Consider the following 22,803-nt stretch of genomic DNA (forward strand, 5'->3'; position numbering starts at 1 on the left):
GATATTATTCGACAAATATACAGGTTTTTGTTTGTTTATGTCGAAAAATCGAAGAAAGTGCAGGTGAAGGATCATGACTCGTTCTCTTCAAGAAGAAAAAGTTTTTAAGGACCCTGTTCACAAATATATTTATGTTCAGGATCAGACGATTTGGGATTTGATTAATACCAAGGAATTTCAAAGGCTGCGCCGGATCAGGCAGCTTGGCACCTGCTTTGTAACTTTTCATGGGGCAGAGCACAGCCGATTCTCACATTCGCTTGGCGTATATGAGGTGACTCGAAAAATCATCTCGCAATTTGAACGCAACCAGTATGAGGATTGGCCTCGGGAAGAAAGACTGCTCTCCTTATGCGCTGCTTTGCTTCACGATGTCGGGCATGGTCCCTTTTCCCATTCCATCGAAAAGACATTTGGCACCCACCATGAGGATTGGTCCTGCAGGATCGTGCTTGGCGATACCGAGATCAATCGTGTCCTTAAACAGGTGTCACCCACCTTTCCTGAGCAAGTTGCTGGTGTTATTTGCAAAACCTACCACAAGGAAATTGTCGTCAGCCTCGTTTCCAGCCAGCTCGATGCTGATCGTATGGATTATTTGCTTCGTGATGCTTATTTTACAGGGGTCAATTATGGCACCTTCGATCTGGAACGTATATTGAGAATTATTCGCCCCTTTCAAGGCCATATTGTTGTGAAGGAGAGCGGGATGCATGCCGTCGAAGATTATTTGATGTCGCGCTATCAAATGTATTGGCAGGTCTACTTTCACCCGGTTACGCGAAGTGCTGAAATTATTTTGCAAAAGGTGTTCGGACGCGCCAAGCATCTATATGAGGAAAATTATGAGTTCGCTTTTATGCTTCCGCCTCTATTAAGCTTATTCCGCAAAACGTTAACGGTGCAGGAATACCATATGCTGGATGAAGCGTTTATGCAGACCGTGCTGGCACAATGGTCAACCGAAAAGGATCCGATTTTGTCGGATTTATGCTCACGGTTTTTAAACCGCCGCCTGTTTAAGTATGTGAGGCTGGAGCAGCTGGATATTAAACAATTGGAAAAATTACGAGTTGTGATGCAGGACGCAGGCATAGATCCGACATTTTATATGGAAATTGATTTTCCCTCGGATCTTTCGTATGATGTGTACCGTCCGGGTGAGCACGATGAAAACTTGCCGATATTGCTGCTTGATCAGCATGATCAATTAACTGAAATTTCCCAGAAGTCAGAAATTATCCGTTCAATCAGCGGCATTCATAAAGGGCAATACCATTTATATTTCCCTGAGGAGCTGCTGCAGGTTGATCGCAGTACCATCCCGACCGAGCTCAGAAACCTGCTGGATGCGGAAGACTAACTATAGAAGGAGCCATAACCATTATGCTAACCGACACTCATGTACATTTAAATGCGCCCCAGTTCGATGAAGATCGACAAGAGGTCATACAGCGCGCGTTAGAGAACGGAATCAGTCGAATGATCAATGTCGGATTTAACAGAGAAACGATTCCAAGCTCGATCGCTTTGGCTGAGCAATATGATTGTATTTATTCGACTGTGGGCTGGCATCCGCAAGATGCCAAAGATATGACGCCTGAAGATCTGGAATGGATCGAGCAGCTGTGCAGCCATCCCAAGGTTGTCGCTATTGGAGAAATCGGACTCGACTATTATTGGGATACTTCTCCCAAAGATGTCCAGGACAAGGTGTTCCGTCAACAAATTCGGCTCGCCCGCAAGCTGGGTATGCCCATAGCCATTCATAACCGTGATGCTCACCATGATATTATTCAGGTACTGCGTGAGGAGAAGGCAGCCGAGGTCGGCGGCGTGATGCATTGCTTCTCTGGCAGCTGGGAAACGGCGAAGCAATGTCTGGATATGAATTTTTATATTTCCTTTGGAGGACCTGTGACCTTTAAGAATGCCAAGCAGCCAAAAGAAGTGCTGGACAAGGTACCTCTGGATCGATTGTTGATCGAAACGGATGCCCCTTATCTGACGCCTCACCCCTACCGCGGCAAGCGGAATGAGACTGCTTATGTGAAATTAGTCGCAGAAACTGCTGCTCAAATTAAAGGCCTTACACTTGAACAAATTGCTCAAATTACTACCCAAAATGCCATTACATTATTCGATCTAAAATGAATCATTTGTGGGTGGTGAGAAGCTTTGTTTTTATCGGTCTAGGGGATATCGCAAGTAAATATACACATGCATAATGAAAATGAGAGATAAATAGGGTTTTTATCGGTAAAAACCTGAATTATGGCCTAATTCAATTGAAATTCACCGTTTTTTGCCCTGTTTGTATACTTTACAAGTTCACACCGGAGAGCGTAAACTCAATATTAACTTAATACGATTACCAATTTTCCATTTTCGCTGAGTTTCCTAATGGGAAACGGGGGAACCAAAAAGTGATCTGCACATTGCATTCAATGGGGCAAAAGTCACGATTTCTGGGGTGAATCTTTCGGATAGAATCACGTGTTTACGCGTATGCGATTCAATCCAAAGTAGGGCGACTCTCAAGTCCGAATCCGTCAGCTAACCTCGTAAGCGTTAAGAGAGAGGTAACGATTGTCGTGTACTTTATTTCACCACGCCGGTGAAATAATATAAGAGTCACGGGAAGAGTCCTCTTCTCCGCTGACTTTTTTTGTGTTCTCCCGTCATTATAGCAGGGGTTCCGGAACAGGCCGACATCTTACACTGGGGAGGTGTTGAACGCACTCAGAAAGAACGATATGGAACGTAGATTGCAGCCCTTTAGTTTCTAGACAAATGCGCCTCGATTTTGAATGGAAAAGCCGAAGCCGTTTATCCTCGTTTAACGAAAGATTGCAAAACCTAAACCATAGTCGCGTCAGATGAATCATGTGATACACTCGACGGCGGGGCTTTAAGGAGGACCGAATAAGTGGGAGCTATTGAGTATGAGCAACCCCATGTAAGACGATCATCCAGCATGTCCTTCGCATTGCGATGGAAGCATGAAAACTTGCGTTTGATTTCGATCGTTTCACTGATTTCAATCGCTATCGCTTTCATGTTTTTAATGATGTTATACGGCACGGCTACCAAGCGGGTATCTGTGGTTGTCAATGGACAAGAATCAGTTGTGTATACGAAGCAATGGATTCTGCAACGTTTACTGGATGAACAGGGGATTTCTATTGGAGAGCATGATCGTCTCTCCGCATCGCTGGATGCAAAGGTAAATACGGGCGACCGCATTGCCATTGACCATGCGAAACCGTTACAGCTTACAGCTGACGGAGAAGTAAAAACCTTCTACACAGTGGCCAAAACTGTAGGAAGCGCTTTGCAGGAATTTCAAGTCTCGATCGGAGAGCTTGATAAGGTGAGTCCTGCGCTTGACACCGAATTATCTGAAACCGGTGTAGTTCAAATTGTTCGCGTTAAGAAAGAAAAAGAAGAGTTCTCGGAAAAGATAGCCTTTGATGTTGAGAAGCAAAGTGATGCGCAGCTCCCTAAGGGCAAGGAACAGATTGTACAAGAGGGTCAAGAGGGCGTAATTGTAAAAACAAAAGAGAAGTTGTTTGAGGATGGAAAGCTGGTATCAGAAGCAGTAGTGGATGAAAAGGTTCAATCCGAGCGTGTTAACAAAATTGTGGCAATAGGTACAAAAAATCCGGTTACGGTTTTATCTGCTTCTTCACCGAGCATTCAGGAATTATCCAAGAGTGGCTTGAAATTTAACGTAAAACAGGTTATAAATAATGTGACCCTGACTGCTTATTCAGCTGGTGTATCATCGACTGGCAAGAGCAGCGAGCACCCGCAATATGGGCTCACTGCGACAGGTACGAGAGTAATGGAAGGTCGAACGATTGCGGTGGATCCCACAGTGATTCCACTTGGCTGGTGGATATATATAGACGGGCTTGGATTCCGCAGAGCAGAGGATATTGGTAGTGCAGTCAAGGGGAACAAAATCGATGTTTATTTTGATAGCAACGATTATGCGAACCGTTTTGGCATGAAGCGAGGAAATACTATCTATGTAATCGGACCAAACAAGCCAACGTCAGACTAACAGTCGGCAATTGGGGCAGACTCATCATATATAGCATTACAGGAAGAGAAGAGGAATCCCTCTTCTTTTTTCTGCTTTGAAAGGTAAGGTGCAGGTGTGATTAAAGAAATGATTGTGGTAGAGGGGAAAGACGATACAACGGCAATCAAACGCGCTGTTGATGCCGAAACGATCGAGACCGGAGGTTCTGCGATTAACAAGGATATTATCCGGCGGATCAAGCTGGCGCAGCAGCGACGGGGAGTCATTGTGTTTACCGATCCTGACCACGCGGGGGAACGAATTCGCAAAATCATTACAGCCCAGGTTCCGGGATGCAAGCACGCCTTTATAACGCGAGAGGATGCGACCAGCAAAGGGGACATAGGAGTCGAGAATGCGTCGGTCGATACAATACGGAAAGCGCTAGAGAACGTGCGCACCGATTATGAAGCGGCGGAGTCGGATATTACACTGGAGGACCTGATAGCAGCGGGACTCATCGTTCATCCCCAAGCAGCGGCGAGACGCATGGAGATGGGCAAGCGGCTTGGCATAGGCTACTGCAATGGCAAACAGTTTTACAACCGCTGTCGAATGTTTCGAATCACACGTGAAGAATTTGCAGCTGCCTGGCAGCAACTTGAACAAGAAGAGGGCTGAAGGATGGATACGAACCAACGGACAGAGCAAATGGATATTGCCTCACCCAAAAGAACAAATGATTTGCTGAAAAAACATAGCCTTGTATTAAAAAAGAGCTTGGGCCAGAATTTTTTGGTGGACCCTAACATTCTACATAAGATCGTAAGCTCGGCAGATCTGGATGTAAACAAAGGCGTGCTGGAGATCGGTCCTGGTGTCGGAGCTTTGACTCAACAGCTTGCCAAAAAAGCGGGTAAGGTTGTCGCTATCGAGATTGATCAAAGGCTGCTTCCGTTGCTTACAGAAACCTTGGCGGGGTACGCTCATGCGAGCGTTATTCATGGCGATATATTGAAGGTCGATCTGCAGGCTTTATTTCAAGAACAGTTTAAGGATTTTGCTCAAGTAAGTGTTGTGGCCAATCTTCCTTATTACATCACAACGCCGATTATTATGAAGCTGCTGGAGGAGAAGCTGCCTCTCGAGTATATCGTTGTCATGATTCAAAAGGAGGTAGCCAGTCGGATGTCAGCCAAACCGGGTGGCAAGGAATATGGAAGCCTGAGTATAGCTGTTCAATACTACTGCGAGCCTGAGGTCGTCACGATTGTTCCCAAAACCGTGTTTATCCCCCAGCCGAACGTAGATTCAGCTGTTATCAGACTGAAAGTGCGTCAGCAGCCGGCTGTCGAGGTCGAGGATGAGGCTTTCTTTTTTGAGGTGGTCCAGGCCTCATTCGTTCAACGCAGGAAAACCATCTATAACAATCTGGCAGTCCGCTATTTCACCAAAGAAACCAAGGGGCAGCTGGAGGCTATTTTGTTGGAGGCTGGCATTGACCCTGTGAGACGCGGTGAAACGCTTTCTATGGAGGAGTATGCCCGTTTAAGCAGTTGTTTGTCCAAGGCACTGGGCAGAGCTTAAATCGCCTGTATGGTGACCCTGCTCGGTATTCACCAATGGCTGTGAAGCGCCATAAGATACACGAGGAGGCGATTGCCCATGAAACAGGGAGATCTGGTTACTCGTAGATCTTATGATAATGATATTGTGTTTAAAATTCAGGACGTTATACAGCGGCAGGCTCTCCTAAGAGGAGTGGATTATCGTTTGCTTGCTGATGCGCCTCTGAGTGACCTGCTAAGTGCCCCACAGCTGGATTCATATCCGCCCGCAAGCAGAGTGCATCCTCCTTGGATGGACATGATTCGCAGTAATGAGGTTCAGCAAATGTTATTGCCTTCGATGGATTCACATGGGGCGAAGGCAGCGCCTAACGAGAGCATAGCTATGAGATATTTTGAATTACCGGGCAAAGTGCTGCATTTGGACGGAGATCCCGCTTACTTACGAAAATGCATGAACCTGTATGGTGAGCTCAGGGTGCCAGCAGAAGGCTTTTACGTGTCTGAGGTCAAGATGGCTGAGGCCTTGTATCGCTTGCTGCCGCAAACGAAGCCGGATATTCTCGTCATTACAGGTCATGATGGCATTCTCAAAAATCGCAGAAGCGATATGAACCAGCTGGGCAGCTACAAAAACTCTTATCATTTTGTTCAGGCAGTCAAGGTGGCCAGACAATATGAGAAAAACAAGGATGAGTTGACCATTATTGCCGGAGCCTGTCAGTCCCACTTTGAGGCGCTGCTGCAGGCAGGTGCCAATTATGCCAGCTCACCGGCCCGTGTGCTCATTCATGCGCTAGATCCGCTCTGTGTCGCAGCTAAGGTAGCCTTTACTCCGATTCGTGATACCGTCAATGTGGCAGGTGTTATAGGCTTGACCCATAGCGGCTTTGAAGGAATGGGCGGTATTGAATCGCGCGGCAGCTTTCGCAGAGGAGTTCCTCAATTTCAATAGGACGGCTGACCAGAACGCCTTAGGGCGTTTTTTCTTTGGGCAATTATTTGGAGTGACGATACAGAATAAAGGTCTTCAACTGCAATTTTGACATTTCTGTGAACGTCATTAAACTTTTGCACACCTAAAATTGACTCAATTAAGCAAAAATGCCGTTGACAATAGCTTTGGACCACTGCTATAATATTTAACCTCATTTGACATAACCCCACTAATGCGGTATACTTTAGTAAGAAAGAGGTGGAGTGGTCAAATGGCTAAAAATGCGCTGTTGGATATCAAACGCAGTTTGGAACCTCATGTCGGACAAAAAATCATGTTAAGAGCAAATGGTGGTCGCCGTAAAACGATTGAACGTTCCGGTGTGTTAGAAGAAACCTACCCATCTGTTTTTATTGTGAAGCTTGATCAGGAACAAAATGCCTTTAAACGTGTTTCTTACAGTTATGCAGACATCCTCACTGAATCTGTTGAGGTTACGGTGTGTCAGGCTGATGGAGAACTACGGATTGCTATACATCAATAATTACATAAACAGCATACCCTTGGCGGGTGTGCTGTTTTTTGTTATAATATCAGAATTTATATGTTTTCAGCAGAGCTGAATATTCTGATATTGCAAGAAAAGCAACCTAGTGGACACGAATGTATCTTCACCGAATAGGCTTCGATCAGAAGCTTTTCTTACAGTGGATCGTATGAGAGCGGGGCAATGCGGGGATACTACAACCATCTTACCGAAAGGAAGGGTGGTTCGTATGTCACGCAGAGGCCGAAGCCGGGGAGTTATGTCTGAAGGGTTTAAGTACGAGCTTGCAAAGGACTTGGGTTTTTATGAAACCGTACAGCGAGAAGGCTGGGGCGGTATACGTACTAAGGACGCCGGAAATATGGTGAAAAGGGCGATTCAGATTGCCGAGCAGGCTTTAAAGCAGCAATCACAGCCTCCATTCAGGTGACCTCACAGCGATTCTATTCAGGCTGAAGCATGCATTAAGCGGCTTTAGCTTTTTTTTGTTCGTTTTTTGGTATAGTATAAACATATAGAAGCATAGAGCCGCAAAGAAGGTGTCGTAATGAAGGTTTTTGAGAAGGCTCCGGCCAAAATTAATTTATTACTGGATGTTTTGCGCAAGCGCGAGGATGGATATCATGAGGTTGAAATGATTATGACGATGGTCGATCTGTCCGACAGAATAGAGATGCAGGAATTGCCTCGTGACACGATTATCATTTCCAGTCAAGCCGGCTATATACCGCTGGACGAGAAGAATTTGGCGTTTCAAGCGGCTCGGTTGATTAAGGACCGTTATGATGTGAAGCAAGGTGTTTACATACATTTGGATAAAAAGATACCGGTAGCTGCGGGCTTGGCAGGCGGCAGCAGCGATGCCGCAGCCACTCTGCGTGGATTGAACAGATTATGGAAATTAAACATTCCTGCTGAGGAAATGCAGGTTCTGGGAGCTGAGCTGGGCTCGGATGTGCCCTTTTGTGTAACGGGAGGGACAGCGATCGCTCGCGGCCGTGGAGAGAAGCTGGAGCCTATTGAGGCGCCTCCGCAATGCTGGGTTGTGCTGGCCAAGCCTCCGATCAATGTATCGACCTCCGAGATCTACGGAAAGCTGCGTGCCAATCAGATTGTCAACCATCCTTCCGCGTCTGATGTTCTGGAGGCAATTCGACTGAAGCGGTTTGATTTATTATGTGAGCGGTTGGGCAACGTGCTGGAAGAGGTTACACTGGATCTTTATCCCGAGGTTAGGCAGTTGAAGGAGTGTATGGTTAGATTGGGTGCCGATGGCGTATTGATGTCAGGCAGCGGTCCGACCGTATTCGGACTGGTCTCTAGGGAAGCGAAGGTGGCAAGAATATACAATGGGCTGCGGGGTTTTTGCAAGGATGTATATGCGGTTCGTCTTTTGACCTGATTAGGGGGAGAGCTATCTGCAGAAATGATGAAATGTTAGTTCTATGTTAGAATAATTTTCATGGACATCTTGAATAAATACGTATAAAAATGGTATATTCTCATTATAATATTCGGATTTTAATGAATTTTACCATGAGGGGGTGCACTATGAAAAAAATGAAAAGAAGTGCAAGGTTGGTCGAAATGACGCAATACTTGCTTTTTCGCCCCCATACACTGATTCCTTTAACTACATTTGCCGATAGGTATAATTCAGCAAAGTCTTCAATCAGTGAGGATTTGGCGATCATTAAGGAAGTGTTTGAGGAGGAGCGACTTGGCGATCTGCAAACGCTGGCTGGAGCAGCCGGAGGAGTGAAATTTATTCCTAAGGTTTCGAAAGCGTACTCTTTGCAATTTATCCAAGGGATATGCCGACAATTGGAGCAGCCGGAACGGATCCTGCCTGGCGGGTATATGTATATGTCCGATATTATGGGGCAGCCGCTTATTTTGAATGAGGTTGGCAAAATGTTTGCGACAGCATTTGCTGCGAAAGATATCGATGTGGTGATGACCGTTGAGACCAAGGGAATACCGCTTGCTTATGCAACGGCGACATTTTTGAATTTACCTGTCGTTATCGTACGACGTGATAATAAGGTGACTGAAGGCTCGGCAGTGAGTATTAACTATGTTTCTGGCTCCAATAAACGGATTCAGACGATGTCCTTGTCGCGTCGGGCGATGAAGGAAGAGTCGCGCGTGTTGATTATAGATGATTTTATGCGTGTGGGCGGTACGGTTCATGGCATGATGGATTTATTGCAGGAGTTTAAAGCGACAGTTAAAGGCGTAGGGGTGTTCGTTGAATCCGGTGAGGTGGAAGAGCATCTGGTAGAGGACTATATTTCACTGGCCAAGCTGTCAGGTGTAGATCCGCGGACGAAGCATATAACGGTAGAACCCGGTAATTATTTTTCTGATGGAGAGTGACTTATGACGATAACTTTGAATACAATCGCAACCGACAAAGCGCCAGCGGCCATTGGGCCTTATTCACAAGCCGTTCAATTTGGCAATCTATTGTTTACATCCGGACAAATTCCGCTTGGACTTGATGGACAAGTGGTTGAGGGTGGAATCGAAGAGCAGACCCATCAAGTATTTCGCAATCTGGAGGCCGTATTGGCTGAAGGCGGAGCGAGTTTCGATACGGTGATCAAGGCAACCGTTTTCTTGAAGGATATGAATCAGTTTGCAAAGGTAAACGAAATCTACGCAACCTACTTTGGAGCACATAAGCCATCCCGCTCTACGGTGGAAGTAGCTCGTTTACCAAGGGATGTTTTTGTCGAAATAGAACTGATAGCGGCGAGAATTGTCGAATAATTTTTAATTAAATAAATATTAAAAAAAATAGTTAAAATGTTACAAAAAAAAGAAGGATTTAGCACCAAAATGTGGAATTTAAACACCAAGTCTTCTCAAGATGTGAAAAGGTGGTGAACACTAGTGCAAATTACAGACGTAAGACTCCGTCGGGTTAACTCCGAGGGAAGAATGAAAGCCATCGCTTCCATTACCATAGATAACGAATTTGTCGTTCATGACATACGAGTTATTGACGGGAATAACGGGATGTTCGTGGCGATGCCCAGCAAGCGAACACCGGATGGAGAGTTTAGAGATATCGCTCATCCGATTTCTTCAACTACACGCGAAAAAATCCAAGCTGCTGTTCTGGCAGAATACGATTTGGCCGCGTCTGAAACAGAAGAAGAAGCCGTTATCGTTGAAGGAGCATAATACGTATTCCGGGGAGCCTTTCGAGGCTCTCTTTTCTTTTGGTACATATTCATATAAAATTGAAGGCAAAACATGTTCAGGGGAAATGGAGTTGACGGATTTGAGTATTATGGGGATTGTACTTGCAGCTGGGCAAGGTAAGCGGATGAAATCTAAATTATATAAGGTACTTCACAAGGTATGCGGCAAGCCCATGGTGGGTCATGTGGTTAGTGCCCTGGAGCAGATAGATGCAAAACGGAAGGTCGTTGTAGTCGGACATGGAGCCGATTCTGTAAAATCATACTTGGGTGAACGTGTTGAGTATGCGATGCAGGAGCAGCAGTTGGGTACCGGGCACGCTGTTCTTCAGGCTAAGGCATTACTGGGTGAAGAAGACGGGCTCACCGTCGTTCTGTATGGAGATACGCCGCTAATTACGAATGCGTCCTTACTGGATATGATCAAGCTGCATCAGGAAACAGGTGCGGCGGCAACCGTAATGACCGCGATCATGGAAGACCCTACAGGTCTGGGAAGAATTATTCGCGATTCCAGCGGCAGACTCTCAAGCATTGTCGAGCAGAAGGACTGTAATGATCAGGAGCGGGCTATTAAAGAAATTAATTCAGGGATGTATTGCTTTACGAACCGCAAGCTTTTTGATGCGCTGAATAAAGTAACGAATCAAAACGCACAAGGGGAATATTATTTAACGGATGTTATTGGTATTTTGGTCGGCGATAATGAAATTGTTCAGGCTTACTGTACCCATGACGCTATGGAAACACTGGGTGTGAATGATAAGGTGCAGTTGTCGGAAGCCGAGCGCATCATGCGTGCGCGAATTAACAACAAACATATGCTGGCCGGAGTTACCTTGCTCGATCCGTTAACCACCTATATCGAGACAGATGTACAAATCGGTGCCGATACGATTGTGGCGCCTGGCAGCGTTATTCGAGGCAGTACGGTGATCGGAGAGGATTGCTACATTGGCCCACAGGCAGATATTACGGATAGTACGATAGCGGACAGTGTTCAGATCAAGTATGCAGTGCTGTCGGAGGCTGAGGTGGGGAATGCAACGGCAATTGGACCTTATGCCTATTTGCGTCCGGGTGCGAAGCTGGGATCGAATGTGAAGATCGGCGATTTTGTCGAGATCAAGAATGCAACCTTGGCTGACGACGTTAAGGTTTCCCATCTGAGCTATATTGGGGATGCCGTCGTGGGGAAAAATGTGAATTTTGGCTGCGGCGCGATCACGGTTAACTATGATGGATTCAATAAACAATTGACTGAGGTTGGCGAGGATGCCTTTATCGGCAGCAACGTGAACTTGATCGCCCCACTGAAGATCGGCAAGGGTGCCTATGTCGTAGCTGGCTCAACCATTACACACGACGTGGAGCCCAACGATGTTGCTATTGCGCGTGAACGTCAGGTCAACAAAGCAGGTTATGCAGCCAAGCTGAGGAGCAAATTCAGCGAGAAGAAGCAGCAGACCAAATCCTGAGTTAACGAGGATGCGGAATCGTTAGCATGTGTGTTGTTGGGATGGAATCGACAACGGGTGTTTGATTTTCTTTGATTTGGGGTAATGTAATAGCATATCCGCAAAATCATCGAAATTTGAAGGGGGCACAACCCGTGGTATTAGCATTGAAAGCAGAAGCACGGAGAGGTACAACCAAGTCTGAGCGCAAAGGATTGCGTTCAAATGGAAAAATTCCCGGTGTTATATACGGCTCTAACATTCCAAGTAAGCCTATAGCGATAGAAGAAAAGCAATTATTGGCGTTGCTTCGTACTCACCCTAATGCGATTGTTGAAATGGACGTGCCTGAATTAGGCAAGCAGTCTGTAATGATCAACGAAGTTCAACGCGATCCGATTTCTAGATTTGTGACTCATGTTGACTTTCATCAAATCAATATGAATGAGCCTGTTATGGCAACCGTTCGTCTGGATTTCCATGGCGACTCGATTGGTGTGAGAGAAGGCGGTATTCTGCAAATCCAGCATCATGAAATTACGATTCGTTGTTTACCCGATGACCTTCCGGAATCGATAGTAGTGGATATCAGTGAGTTGGAAGTGGGCAAAAACATTTTGGTTTCCGAGCTGAAGCTATCGAATAAGCTGGAGATCAAAACCGACGAACATGATGTGCTCGTATCGATTCTGGCTCCTCAGAAGGCAGAGGAAGAAGTGGAAGCAGACACCACTGAGGCGTCTGGCGCTGCTGCAGAGGCTGCGGATTCCAAAGCTGAGGATGATAAGTAATCGATTGTAACCATTGTTATATTCAAAGGCGTATCGATCGTTATTCGATGCGCTTTTTTTGCGCTCTTTTCCAGAAAGGTTAAGATGTTTTTATAAAAGGACAAGCTGGCACGCTGCAAAATGGTGTTCATTTTGTGGTATGATATATATAAGTTATTTGGAAAGCTTGGCAGTCTGGAAGGGGCGCATAACAAGAGTGAAGTGGATTGTAGGTTTGGGTAATCCGGGCACTCCCTATCAATCGACCCGTCATAATATAGGTTTTATGGCCGTGGATCGTTTTGCGGAAAAGCACGGAATCAAAGTAACACAAAGCAAATGCAAGGCACTGCTTGGTGAAGGCAATGTGAACGGTACAAAGGTATATTTGATCAAGCCGATGACGTATATGAATTTGTCTGGCGAATCGATACGAGCATTTATGGATTTTTTCAAAGCTCCGATTGAGGATTTTATCGTCATTTATGATGATTTGGATACTCCATTTGGGCAAATCAGGCTGCGTTATCAAGGAAGTGCCGGTGGGCACAACGGAATTAAATCGACGATTCAGCATTTGGGAACCCAATCCTTTAACCGGATTCGGATGGGAATTAATCGCCCTTTACCGGGCTATAATATTGCAGATTATGTACTGTCTTCTTTTTCCAAGGAGGAGGTCAAATCGATGCCTCAGCTGTTGGATACGACCTGTGAGGCTATGGAGTACGCTTTAGGAAACCCTTTTGAAAAAACGATGGCCAAGTTTAACGTATAGTCAGTGTGATGAAGGCTAGCATTTTCCTTTTTGGGTCATAATGAATGAAAAGGAGGTGTTCGCTTTGACCGTTACTTATATTTGCCGTCACTGCCAAACATTCATTGGTGAACTGCCCCAGCAGCAGGTGAATGAACAGTTGCTGGGTTTCCATTTCTTGACCCCTGAGGAGCGTCAGAGTATAATATCGTATAGCCCGAATGGAGATGTCAAGGTCAAAGTAATTTGTGATTATTGTAAAGAGGCTTTGGACAGCAATCCGGAGTTATCTTTGATAGTCAGTCCATTGCAGTAATTGACCTGGATTAAAGATCCACACGACAAACAAATGTAGTTGATACCGGCCTAGGCTTGAAAGTCTAGGCTTTTTTCAAATATCAAAACGATGTCTCGTGCCATGCTCAGGGCAATGATGAAGGAATTAAAGATTTCACATATGGCTTATCAAGGGGCCTCACCCGCAACTGGTGAAGCTCCTTATCCCCGTTTGCGGAGGATTTTGAAATAGGTATATGGGTTTAAATGGGTGAGAGGGGTGTACCGTTTTGCAGGCATTAATACAAGCATTCTCCGCGGATCCTGATTTACAAAGTATCGTTTCGGGCGTTCGCTCGGGGATGAAGGAGCAATTATTATCCGGCTTGTCCGGATCCTCACGGCAGGTTATGCTGGCAGCCGTGTACGAGGAGCTTCAGCGGCCCTTGTTTATTGTCACGCACAATATGTTTTCCGCGCAAAAAATATTTGAAGACTTGATAGAGTGCTTGCCCAGTGACAAGGTGCTGCTATTTCCAGCACAAGAGCTGTTGGCTGCTGAGACAGCCGTAGCGAGTCCAGAGATGCTTGCACAGCGGATTGATGCGTTGACGAGGCTTGCGGCAGATTTCCACGGCATCGTGGTTGTGCCTTATGCTGGGATGCGACGGGTGCTGCCATACAAGGAAGACGTTGCAGCAGCCCGGATCACGATTCGAGTCGGTCAGCAAATCCCCATGGACGAACTGATTGTCCGTATGATCGGTCTTGGCTATGAGCGTGTGGAAAGAGTTGAAGCCAAGGGAGAAATGAGTGTCCGCGGGGGCATTATTGATTTTTATCCGTTATCTTCGCCTCAGCCGTATCGTATTGAAATGTTTGATGTTGAAATTGATTCGATTCGCAGCTTTGATATAGCGGACCAACGTTCGATTGATAAATTGAATGAGCTGGTCATAACGCCATGCCGTGAGATTGTTGCCGATGGAAAACGTTTACAAGACTCAGCTCAGCATGCGTCAGACCTTTTGCAGGCACAGCTGGATAAAATGTCCGACCGCAATGCCAAGGATCGACTGCTCGAGGGCGTTGGTCATGAAATCGAAATGATGCGGGAAGGCAGCTTTTTCCCCGGCTTGTTCAAATATGTTTCTTTATTGTATCCAGAGCGCAAAACCTTATTGGATTACATGCCGCAAGATTCGATTCTGCTCATAGACGAGCCAGCTCGTTTACTGGAAACAGCCAAACAGCTTGAGCGCGATGAGGCGGAATGGATGACGATGTCACTGCAGGATGGAAAAAGCATCCCAGCCCTTATTATTTCCAAGCCGTATGAAACGTTACTGCAGCGCAAGCCGTATCCGACCTTATATATGTCCTTGTTCCTGCGTCAGGTGCCGCAAACACAGCCGCAAAATATCGTTAATTTCATGTGCAGGGTGATGCAAAATTTTCACGGCCAAATGAATGTGCTCAAAAACGAGATGGAGCGCTGGAAAAAGTCTAACGCCAAAGTGCTCATACTGGCCAATGGCGAGGAACGTGTAGAGCGGGTGCGTCGTGTATTGGCGGACTACCACATCGATGAGCCGATGATTCTTAATGGCAATCTACAGACCGGGTTCGAGCTGCCTAATATTCATTTGGTTGTCATTACCGAAGGTGAAATGTTCACCCAGAAGCAGCGCAAAGTACGTAAGGTTGATAAGAAGATCGAAAATGCCGAGCGAATTAAGAGCTACCAGGAGCTGAAGCTGGGAGATTACGTTGTCCATGTCAATCATGGCATCGGTAAATTTGTAGGTATCGGGACCCTGGAAGTTGGCGGTATTCACAAGGACTATCTGCATATTTTGTATGCGGGCGGCGACAAGCTGTCAGTGCCTATCGACCAAATTGATTTGATTCAGAAATACGTTGGCTCTGAGGAGAAGGAACCGAAGGTTTATAAACTGGGCGGTGCGGATTGGAATCGTGTGAAAAGCAAGGCACGTTCCTCTGTAGAGGATATCGCTGATGATCTGATCAAGCTGTATGCGGAGCGCCAGGCGACGACAGGCTACGGATTTAATCCCGACAGCACCTACCAACAGGAATTTGAGGGTATGTTTCCTTATGAAGAAACGTCCGACCAACTGCGGGCAATTAGCGAAATCAAGGAAGATATGGAGAAGCCGCGGCCTATGGATCGACTGCTTTGCGGCGATGTTGGGTACGGGAAGACGGAGGTCGCCATTCGAGCAGCCTTTAAATCAGCAATCGACGGCAAGCAAGTGGCCGTACTGGTACCCACAACTATTTTGGCACAGCAGCATTATGAGACCTTCCGTGAGCGTTTCTCGGGCTATCCCTTCAATATTCAGGTATTGAGCCGTTTCCGTTCCAAGAAGGATCAAGCGGAGACGATGAAGGGAGTTAAAGCTGGAACCGTTGATATTGTTATCGGAACGCACCGCTTGCTATCGGCTGACGTGAAGTTTAAGGACCTTGGGCTGCTGGTTGTCGATGAAGAACAGCGGTTTGGCGTTTCCCACAAGGAAAAGCTCAAGCGTCTAAAAACGAATGTGGATGTGCTGACATTAACAGCAACGCCGATTCCACGTACGCTGCACATGTCGATGTTGGGTGTCCGTGATTTATCCGTTATCGAGACCCCGCCAGAGAATAGGTTTCCTGTGCAGACCTATGTGGTAGAGCACAATACAGGACTTGTTCGTGAAGCAATTGAGCGAGAGCTTGCACGTGAAGGACAGGTATACTATTTGTTCAACCGTGTCCAGGGTATCAATCAAATGGCTGAGCAAATTTCGATGCTCGTTCCAGATGCACGAGTGACGGTAGCACATGGTCAAATGTCCGAGCATGAGCTGGAAAAAACAATCCTCGACTTTTTGGATGGAGAGTTCGATGTTCTGGTGTCTACCAGTATTATCGAAACGGGTGTGGACATCCCCAATGTCAATACCTTGATTGTACATGACGCAGACCGGATGGGCTTGTCTCAGCTGTATCAGCTTAGAGGACGCGTAGGACGCTCGAATCGAATTGCGTATGCTTACTTTACGTATCAACGGGACAAAGTATTAACAGAGATCGCTGAAAAGCGGCTGCAGGCCATAAAAGAGTTTACAGAACTTGGATCAGGGTTTAAAATTGCGATGAGGGATTTGTCCATCCGCGGCGCAGGTAATTTGCTCGGCTCGGAGCAGCATGGTTTTATTGCCTCGGTTGGTTTCGATTTGTATTCACAAATGCTGGGTGAGGAAATCGCCAAGCGTAAGCATGAAATTACTGGTGAAGCGCCTGTGGTCCAAAAGCCGTGGTCAACCGTATTGGATATACAATTAGATGCGTACATTCCTGGGGATTATATTTATGATAGTGTACAAAAAATTGAAATTTACAAAAAGGTAGCGGCTCTCAAAACGTTAGATGAAGTTGCCGAGCTGCACGACGAGCTTGTAGACCGTTTTGGCGACCTGCCGCAGGCGGTGCACCATCTGCTTGCTGTTGCCAGATTGAAGGTATATGGTGCCATGTATGCCATCGAAACGATTTCACAAAAGGCTGCCGATTATGAGATCAAGATTCATGCGGATCAAACCCCTAATCTGGATGGTCAGGCTTTAGCCGCATTGGCAAGCGAATTTGATCAACGATTCAAGCTGATAGCGGGTCCGCAAATTCATATCCAGCTTAAGGGTAAAGGTTTACAGCCAGAAGAATCCATCGATCTGCTCGAAAGGTTTCTGGTACAATATAAGCGAGCTTTGAAATCGAAGGGAGAATTACAGAATGTTATCAATTAAATGGAATCGTGCAAAAAAGGGTCTAATTACTTTAGCGACAGTCATGACAGTAGCGGCAGTAGTCGCAGGCTGTGGAGGGGATAAAGCAGGAACAGGAGCAGCGCCAGCTCCAACAGGAACACCAGCAACACCAGCAAAAGGTGATGCTAGTGAGGTGCTGGTTACTTATAAAGATGGTGGCAAGGTAACTCGTGGCGAGTTCGATACGTTTGTCAATATTAACACCTTTTTCTATAAGGAATATGCGCAATACAAAGAAGATCCGGCATTTCAGCAGGATATGATGAAGCAGCTGGTTACGTTCAGTGTATTGTCTGCGCGTGCCGATGATAAGGCCAAGGCTGAGGCGGATACAAAAACCAAGCAGCAGGTTGAGCAAATTAACACTTACCTCGGTATGCAAGAAGGTGGGATGGAGAAGCAACTGAAGGACGCTAATCTGAACGCCAAGGATATTGAACAGTTTATTGGACGCAGCATGCTCGCCATTTCGGCCCTTGAATCCAAGGTGTCCGAACAGCAGGTAAAAGACGCGTACGACAAAAAGCTGGCTGCCGACAAAAACATTTATGATATTGCTACAGTATCCCATATTTTGGTGGGAACTTCGGATGCGGCAACAGGCAAGGAGACCAGAACCAAGGAAGAGGCTATGAAGCGCGCAAAAGAAGTGCAGGACAAGCTGAAAGCTGGCGGTGATTTTGCTGCACTGGCATTGGAATATTCTGACGACCCGGGTTCAAAGGATAAAGGCGGTAAATACGAAAATGTCGAGCTTTCGATGTGGGTGCCTGAATTTAAGAAGGCTGCAGCCGAGCTGCCAATCAATCAAATCAGCGATCCCGTTGAAACGAGCTATGGCTATCATATTATGAAAGTTGAATCACGTAAGACCAAAACCTATGACGAAGTGAAAGAAAGTCTGCGTTCAGAAGCAGCAGAAACCCAAGTGTATGATTTTGTGGAAAAAGAATTGCCGACTTTAATTGAAACCAATACGCTGCCAACGCCTACACCACCACCTGCAGCAGCTCCTGCTCCTGCTGCACCAGCGGCTCCACCTGCTGAAGCACCAAAAACAGAGGCGCCAGCAGCAAAGTAATATATTACCAGGGTACCCCTAAGGGTACCCTGTTTTTATTTCACAATTATGGACATAATGTAAACAACGGCGCCCCAAAGTTACATAGCTGAAAAAAACGGTCGTCTGAATAATAGCCTCACATGCATAAACTGCTGGGAATGAATGAATACTATGGTTACTTAGTCGAATCCCCATTTGATGTTAGGTATAGAACAGATTCACATCCAGCAGTATTTAACTCCTCAAGGGAAGCGAGGCATCTAGAATCATGAAAGCAACTGGAATTGTTCGTCGTATTGACGATTTAGGCAGAGTGGTTATCCCCAAAGAAATTCGTCGCACGTTACGGATCCGTGAAGGGGACCCGCTGGAAATTTTCGTTGATCGTGATGGGGAAGTAATTTTGAAAAAGTATTCTCCTATCGGTGAATTGGGTGATTTTGCAAAGGAATATGCAGAATCCTTGTACGAGAGCACCAATCATACGACCATGATTACGGATCGGGATAACATCATAGCGGTTTCCGGCGGATCCAAAAAGGAATATTTGGAAAAGCAGGTCGGTCCTCTTGTGGAAGCGTGTATGGAAAATCGCAAGACCACTCTCGAAGGTGAAGCAGGACAATACGAACTGATCAAGGATCTCCATGAAGCCTACTCTTCATATGTAGTAGCGCCTATTATCGCAGGCGGCGATCCGATCGGTGCGGTCATCTTGCTGAATAAAGACGAACAGGTCAAAATGGGGCAAATGGAAACCAAGATGGCAGAAACGGCTGCTGGGTTTTTAGCTAAGCAAATGGAACAATAGGTTGTAATATAGCTTGGAATAACAGGTCCCCTTAATAACGTAGCTTGTCGAGACGTTGGCTAGGGGGCTATTTTTGATGAATATTAATGTGTTATCGATACAGGGGACTTCGGAAGTTTTGGACCAACGAACCGTTAAAGAGATGGACGGAGGCTTGTGCTATAATAAGGGGGATTGACGAGACGAAGGGGAAACGGAATGAACAGTAAGCAAAAGCTTCAAGGTACCGAAAAGCTGATGGGATCGATGCTTTTAAAGGGAGCGGTCGTTCTTGGGCTCGCTACAATCGTGTCGAAGCTGATTGGAACCATGCAAAAAATCCCGCTGCAGAACATGGCTGGTGATGCGGTATTCGGTATTTATAATGCGGTATACCCTCTATACATTTTGATATTGTTTTTGGCGACAGCCGGTTTTCCGCTTGTTGTGTCCAAGTTTGTATCAGAGCAGGTGGCGATGCAGCAATATGAAGAAGCGCGCCGCGTGCTGAGGGTAGCCTCTTACGTATTGATTGCTTCCGGTTTCGTCTGTTTCCTGCTGCTTTTCTTCGGTGCGGATTGGCTGGCGGAGCTGATGGATGCAAAGCAGACAAGTATGGCGATTCGCAGTGTATCATTTGCATTGCTGCTGGTGCCAGTCATGTCAGCGCTTCGTGGTTATTATCAAGGTTACCAGAATATGATTCCTACAGCAGTCTCTCAAGTTATCGAGCAAACGGTTCGGGTAGCAACCATGTTTGGTTTACTGCTATTATTTATGCATTGGGGCTACGGAGCTGATTGGATTGCTGCGGGTGCTACCTTCGGATCGGTTACAGGTGCTGCTGCTGGTCTTATTGTTATGCTGGTCTACCATCAAAAGGATAAGCGAAATCAGGGTCAGCAGGAAAAGGGCAATGCAGGACGCTCTATGACGCGTGAAGCAGAACTAACGCATCAATGGGACGAACCTCACAGATTGCAGAGGCGGCAAAGCAGGGAAAGCGATTGGGTTCTGGTTCGAAGGCTGCTGCTGTATGCACTGCCAATTTGTCTGGGAACGATTTCATTGCCTATTCTAACTTTGGTCGATTCCTTTACATTGCCGCGATTACTAAAGCTCTATGGGTTGGATGAGACAGGAGCCCTTTATCAATTTGGCTTGTACAATCATGGAATGCCGCTTGTACAATTGGTTGCCATGATAGCATCCTCGATGTCAGCAGCTCTTGTTCCCTCGATTGCGGCTGCAAAGCTTCTTTCTGACCCGGAGATTCTGAGAAACCGTACAAGCGTAGCGCTGCGGTTGACTTGGGTAATCGGACTGGCGGCTGCGGTAGGTTTATCGCTCTTGGCTGAGCCGCTGAATGTGATGTTTTACAAAAGCACGGATGGTTCTTTTGCGATGAGCTTGCTTAGCTTTACAGCACTGTTCAGCACGCTTAACATTATCGCAGGCAGTGTGCTGCAGGGCTTCGGCGCCGTCGTAGCTCCGGCGCTCTACCTGCTCGCGGCCGCGGCTGCCAAGATCGCGGCGAACGCCGCCCTCGTGCCCCATTGGGGCATCGATGGCGCCGCGCTCGCGGCTGTTGGCGCTTACGCGCTCGCAGGCTTGCTGGCGCTCGCGCACGCGCTGCGCGCGACCGGCGTCACGCCGGCGGTCGGCCGCGCCGTGATCAAGCCGCTGCTCTGCGTCGGCTTGATGGCGGCAAGCCTGCTCGCCGTGACGCACGGCTTGCCCGCGCTGCTGGGCGTGCTTCCTGTGGCTCTGCCCCCAAGGGGCTTAGCCACAACGGTCGCACTCGCAGGCGTAGCGGTTGGCGCGCTCGTATACATACTCGCGCTGGTTCGCCTCGGCGTTGTCAGCGCCGCCGAGCTGGAGCAAATTCCCAAGCTGCGAGGCAAGCCGCTCGCGCTTTTGCGCAAAGTCGGATTGCTGCGCTAAGCGATAAATCCGCTCCGGTTCATCCTGAATCCTAGATATTTTCATAATTTCAGTTAACGGCGACACCCCTTATTTATCCATTGGAGGCGAATAGTATCATGAAACCCCATATTATCATTATAGGTCTTGGGTCCGGCGATGAAGATCAGCTGACACTAGGAATATGGAAAAAAATTCAAGCTGCTGACAAGCTGTATCTGCGTACGGATCAGCATCCGATGGTCCAGATGCTGACACGCAACGGAATTACTTATGAATCCTTCGATGCGATTTACGAAAGCCATGACCAGTTCGAGCAGGTGTACGAAGCGATAACCGCTGAGCTGCTGGCTAAGGCCAAGGCAGCTGCTTCTGCCGATACCCCAGCAGGTGAAATTGTGTACGCTGTACCTGGACATCCGATGGTGGCTGAAAAAACCGTCCAGCTATTAAGGGAGCGATGTCCGGAAGCGGGCATTCAGCTGACATTGCTGGGTGGGGAGAGCTTTCTCGATCAAGCCTTCCTGCGGCTTGGCTTTGATCCAATAGAAGGCTTTCAGCTGCTGAATGGATCCGATCTGTCGTTGTACAGCCTGAATCCGCTGCTGCACACCGTCATTACGCAGGTATACGATACGCTCAGTGCCTCTGATGTCAAGCTATCGCTGATGGAATTGTACCCGGATGAGCATGAGATTGTTGTTGGACATGCTTTGGGTGTGGCGGGCGAGGAACGTATTCACCGCATCCCGCTGTATGAGCTGGACCATCTGCAGGATTTTGGCAACCTCTCCTTGGTGTGGGTTCCAAGAAGCGAACAGGAAAGGCTGCGCAACCGCACCTTTGCCCGCCTGCATGAAATTGTCGATATTTTGCGGAGTCCCGAGGGCTGCCCATGGGATCGGGAGCAGACGCATCAATCGCTGCGTAAAAACCTGATCGAGGAAGCCTACGAGGTGCTGGAAACCTTCGATGAAGAGGATACAGACCATATGGCCGAGGAGCTGGGCGATTTGCTGCTGCAGGTCATGCTGCATGCGCAAATCGAAGCCGAAGCGGGCAGCTTCAACGTTTGGGACGTTATCGCAGGTCTCAATGAAAAGCTGCTTCGCCGACATCCTCATGTATTTGGAGCTGCTCAGGCGGGTAATGCCGATGAGGCGCTTGTCAATTGGAACCAGATCAAACAGGAGGAAAAGCGCAAGAAGGGGATCGATCCCGATCAGCTTCCACTGCTTTCCGGAGTGCCTCGTGAGCTGCCTGGCCTGATGAGAGCCTACAAGCTGCAGAAGAAGGCAGCAGCTGTCGGGTTTGATTGGAGCCGGTTGGAGGAAGTTATCGAAGTCGTGGAGTCCGAGCTGCTGGAACTTAAGGAAGCGATTGCGTCTTTATCCAAAACCGAACAGCAGGAAGAGCTGGGCGATCTGCTGTTTTCTGTCGTCAATCTGGCCCGATTCCTGAAAATTGACCCTGAGGAAGCCATGAGTGAAGCCAATCGCAAATTTTTTAACCGTTTTGGTTATATTGAGCAGCAGGTACGATTAAAGGGTCGGAATTTGGAGCAAACTGGTTTACAAGAGATGGAAGCCTTATGGCAGGAAGCAAAAAAAATATAAAGATAACAGGCTTTTAGCAGGATT

General features: G+C 47.1%; 21 protein-coding genes and 1 riboswitch. All 21 genes read left to right on the forward strand.

What is annotated here, in order from left to right; translation table 11 throughout:
* Positions 1–73 precede the first annotated feature (73 nt).
* The 21 genes from NST47_RS03130 (at position 74) to mazG (ending at position 22,779) form a co-directional block, all read left to right on the forward strand.
* On the forward strand, positions 74–1,363 hold the full coding sequence (locus tag NST47_RS03130) for an HD domain-containing protein (protein WP_341153898.1): 1,290 nt from the start codon (positions 74–76) through the stop codon (positions 1,361–1,363).
* Between the two features lie 23 nt (positions 1,364–1,386).
* A complete protein-coding gene (locus NST47_RS03135) occupies positions 1,387–2,154 on the forward strand; it encodes a TatD family hydrolase (RefSeq protein ID WP_341153899.1) in 768 nt (255 codons plus the stop codon).
* Positions 2,155–2,379: 225 nt separating this feature from the next.
* A riboswitch (cyclic di-AMP (ydaO/yuaA leader) is annotated at positions 2,380–2,587 on the forward strand.
* Between the two features lie 342 nt (positions 2,588–2,929).
* Complete coding sequence (locus tag NST47_RS03140; protein WP_076237279.1) at positions 2,930–4,069, forward strand: 3D domain-containing protein; 1,140 nt, start codon at positions 2,930–2,932, stop codon at positions 4,067–4,069.
* 96 nt (positions 4,070–4,165) lie between these two features.
* Positions 4,166–4,711, forward strand: a complete 546-nt coding sequence (rnmV, locus tag NST47_RS03145) for a ribonuclease M5 (protein ID WP_341153900.1) — start codon at positions 4,166–4,168, stop codon at positions 4,709–4,711.
* Between the two features lie 3 nt (positions 4,712–4,714).
* Positions 4,715–5,617 (forward strand): 16S rRNA (adenine(1518)-N(6)/adenine(1519)-N(6))-dimethyltransferase RsmA, encoded by a 903-nt coding sequence (rsmA, locus tag NST47_RS03150; protein WP_341153901.1) that lies wholly within the window; start codon positions 4,715–4,717, stop codon positions 5,615–5,617.
* 78 nt (positions 5,618–5,695) lie between these two features.
* On the forward strand, positions 5,696–6,553 hold the full coding sequence (gene yabG, locus NST47_RS03155; RefSeq protein ID WP_341153902.1) for a sporulation peptidase YabG: 858 nt from the start codon (positions 5,696–5,698) through the stop codon (positions 6,551–6,553).
* 253 nt (positions 6,554–6,806) lie between these two features.
* On the forward strand, positions 6,807–7,079 hold the full coding sequence (gene veg, locus NST47_RS03160; protein ID WP_076237287.1) for a biofilm formation stimulator Veg: 273 nt from the start codon (positions 6,807–6,809) through the stop codon (positions 7,077–7,079).
* A 232-nt stretch (positions 7,080–7,311) separates the two neighbouring features.
* Positions 7,312–7,512 carry a small, acid-soluble spore protein, alpha/beta type gene (locus NST47_RS03165; RefSeq protein WP_076237376.1) on the forward strand — a complete coding sequence of 67 codons (201 nt, stop codon included), beginning with the start codon at positions 7,312–7,314 and terminating at the stop codon, positions 7,510–7,512.
* Positions 7,513–7,629: 117 nt separating this feature from the next.
* Positions 7,630–8,484 (forward strand): 4-(cytidine 5'-diphospho)-2-C-methyl-D-erythritol kinase, encoded by an 855-nt coding sequence (ispE, locus tag NST47_RS03170; RefSeq protein ID WP_341153903.1) that lies wholly within the window; start codon positions 7,630–7,632, stop codon positions 8,482–8,484.
* 149 nt (positions 8,485–8,633) lie between these two features.
* Positions 8,634–9,461 (forward strand): pur operon repressor, encoded by an 828-nt coding sequence (gene purR / locus NST47_RS03175; RefSeq protein WP_076237291.1) that lies wholly within the window; start codon positions 8,634–8,636, stop codon positions 9,459–9,461.
* 3 nt (positions 9,462–9,464) lie between these two features.
* A complete protein-coding gene (locus tag NST47_RS03180; RefSeq protein WP_341153904.1) occupies positions 9,465–9,857 on the forward strand; it encodes a RidA family protein in 393 nt (130 codons plus the stop codon).
* Between the two features lie 123 nt (positions 9,858–9,980).
* A complete protein-coding gene (gene spoVG / locus NST47_RS03185; RefSeq protein ID WP_076237295.1) occupies positions 9,981–10,274 on the forward strand; it encodes a septation regulator SpoVG in 294 nt (97 codons plus the stop codon).
* 100 nt (positions 10,275–10,374) lie between these two features.
* A complete protein-coding gene (glmU, locus tag NST47_RS03190; protein WP_341159594.1) occupies positions 10,375–11,772 on the forward strand; it encodes a bifunctional UDP-N-acetylglucosamine diphosphorylase/glucosamine-1-phosphate N-acetyltransferase GlmU in 1,398 nt (465 codons plus the stop codon).
* 134 nt (positions 11,773–11,906) lie between these two features.
* Positions 11,907–12,542, forward strand: coding sequence for a 50S ribosomal protein L25 (locus NST47_RS03195; protein WP_341153905.1), 636 nt, complete (start codon positions 11,907–11,909; stop codon positions 12,540–12,542).
* 196 nt (positions 12,543–12,738) lie between these two features.
* A complete protein-coding gene (gene pth / locus NST47_RS03200) occupies positions 12,739–13,299 on the forward strand; it encodes an aminoacyl-tRNA hydrolase (RefSeq protein ID WP_262685974.1) in 561 nt (186 codons plus the stop codon).
* Positions 13,300–13,363: 64 nt separating this feature from the next.
* Positions 13,364–13,594, forward strand: coding sequence for an anti-sigma-F factor Fin family protein (locus tag NST47_RS03205; RefSeq protein WP_341159595.1), 231 nt, complete (start codon positions 13,364–13,366; stop codon positions 13,592–13,594).
* Between the two features lie 250 nt (positions 13,595–13,844).
* Entirely contained in the window at positions 13,845–17,366 is a 3,522-nt protein-coding gene (gene mfd / locus NST47_RS03210; RefSeq protein ID WP_341153906.1) for a transcription-repair coupling factor, read from the forward strand.
* Complete coding sequence (locus NST47_RS03215) at positions 17,353–18,468, forward strand: peptidylprolyl isomerase (protein ID WP_341153907.1); 1,116 nt, start codon at positions 17,353–17,355, stop codon at positions 18,466–18,468. The genes mfd and NST47_RS03215 overlap by 14 nt, the downstream gene beginning before the upstream one ends.
* A gap of 250 nt (positions 18,469–18,718) precedes the next feature.
* Positions 18,719–19,261: a stage V sporulation protein T gene (gene spoVT / locus NST47_RS03220; RefSeq protein ID WP_076237306.1), complete on the forward strand. Its 543-nt coding sequence runs from the start codon at positions 18,719–18,721 to the stop codon at positions 19,259–19,261.
* Between the two features lie 198 nt (positions 19,262–19,459).
* Positions 19,460–21,184, forward strand: a complete 1,725-nt coding sequence (locus NST47_RS03225) for a putative polysaccharide biosynthesis protein (protein ID WP_341153908.1) — start codon at positions 19,460–19,462, stop codon at positions 21,182–21,184.
* A 98-nt stretch (positions 21,185–21,282) separates the two neighbouring features.
* Positions 21,283–22,779 (forward strand): nucleoside triphosphate pyrophosphohydrolase, encoded by a 1,497-nt coding sequence (gene mazG / locus NST47_RS03230; RefSeq protein ID WP_341153909.1) that lies wholly within the window; start codon positions 21,283–21,285, stop codon positions 22,777–22,779.
* The last annotated feature ends 24 nt before the right edge of the window (positions 22,780–22,803 follow it).

This window comes from Paenibacillus sp. FSL H8-0034, from assembly GCF_038000305.1.
GTDB lineage: Bacteria > Bacillota > Bacilli > Paenibacillales > NBRC-103111 > Paenibacillus_S.

Coding starts and splice junctions, on each gene's coding strand:
- NST47_RS03130 (WP_341153898.1), top strand. CDS start 74: ATGACTCGTTCTCTTCAAGAAGAAAAAGTTTTTAAGGACCCTGTTCAC.
- NST47_RS03135 (WP_341153899.1), top strand. CDS start 1,387: ATGCTAACCGACACTCATGTACATTTAAATGCGCCCCAGTTCGATGAA.
- rsmA (WP_341153901.1), top strand. CDS start 4,715: ATGGATACGAACCAACGGACAGAGCAAATGGATATTGCCTCACCCAAA.
- yabG (WP_341153902.1), top strand. CDS start 5,696: ATGAAACAGGGAGATCTGGTTACTCGTAGATCTTATGATAATGATATT.
- veg (WP_076237287.1), top strand. CDS start 6,807: ATGGCTAAAAATGCGCTGTTGGATATCAAACGCAGTTTGGAACCTCAT.
- NST47_RS03165 (WP_076237376.1), top strand. CDS start 7,312: ATGTCACGCAGAGGCCGAAGCCGGGGAGTTATGTCTGAAGGGTTTAAG.
- ispE (WP_341153903.1), top strand. CDS start 7,630: ATGAAGGTTTTTGAGAAGGCTCCGGCCAAAATTAATTTATTACTGGAT.
- purR (WP_076237291.1), top strand. CDS start 8,634: ATGAAAAAAATGAAAAGAAGTGCAAGGTTGGTCGAAATGACGCAATAC.
- NST47_RS03180 (WP_341153904.1), top strand. CDS start 9,465: ATGACGATAACTTTGAATACAATCGCAACCGACAAAGCGCCAGCGGCC.
- NST47_RS03215 (WP_341153907.1), top strand. CDS start 17,353: ATGTTATCAATTAAATGGAATCGTGCAAAAAAGGGTCTAATTACTTTA.
- spoVT (WP_076237306.1), top strand. CDS start 18,719: ATGAAAGCAACTGGAATTGTTCGTCGTATTGACGATTTAGGCAGAGTG.
- NST47_RS03225 (WP_341153908.1), top strand. CDS start 19,460: ATGAACAGTAAGCAAAAGCTTCAAGGTACCGAAAAGCTGATGGGATCG.
- mazG (WP_341153909.1), top strand. CDS start 21,283: ATGAAACCCCATATTATCATTATAGGTCTTGGGTCCGGCGATGAAGAT.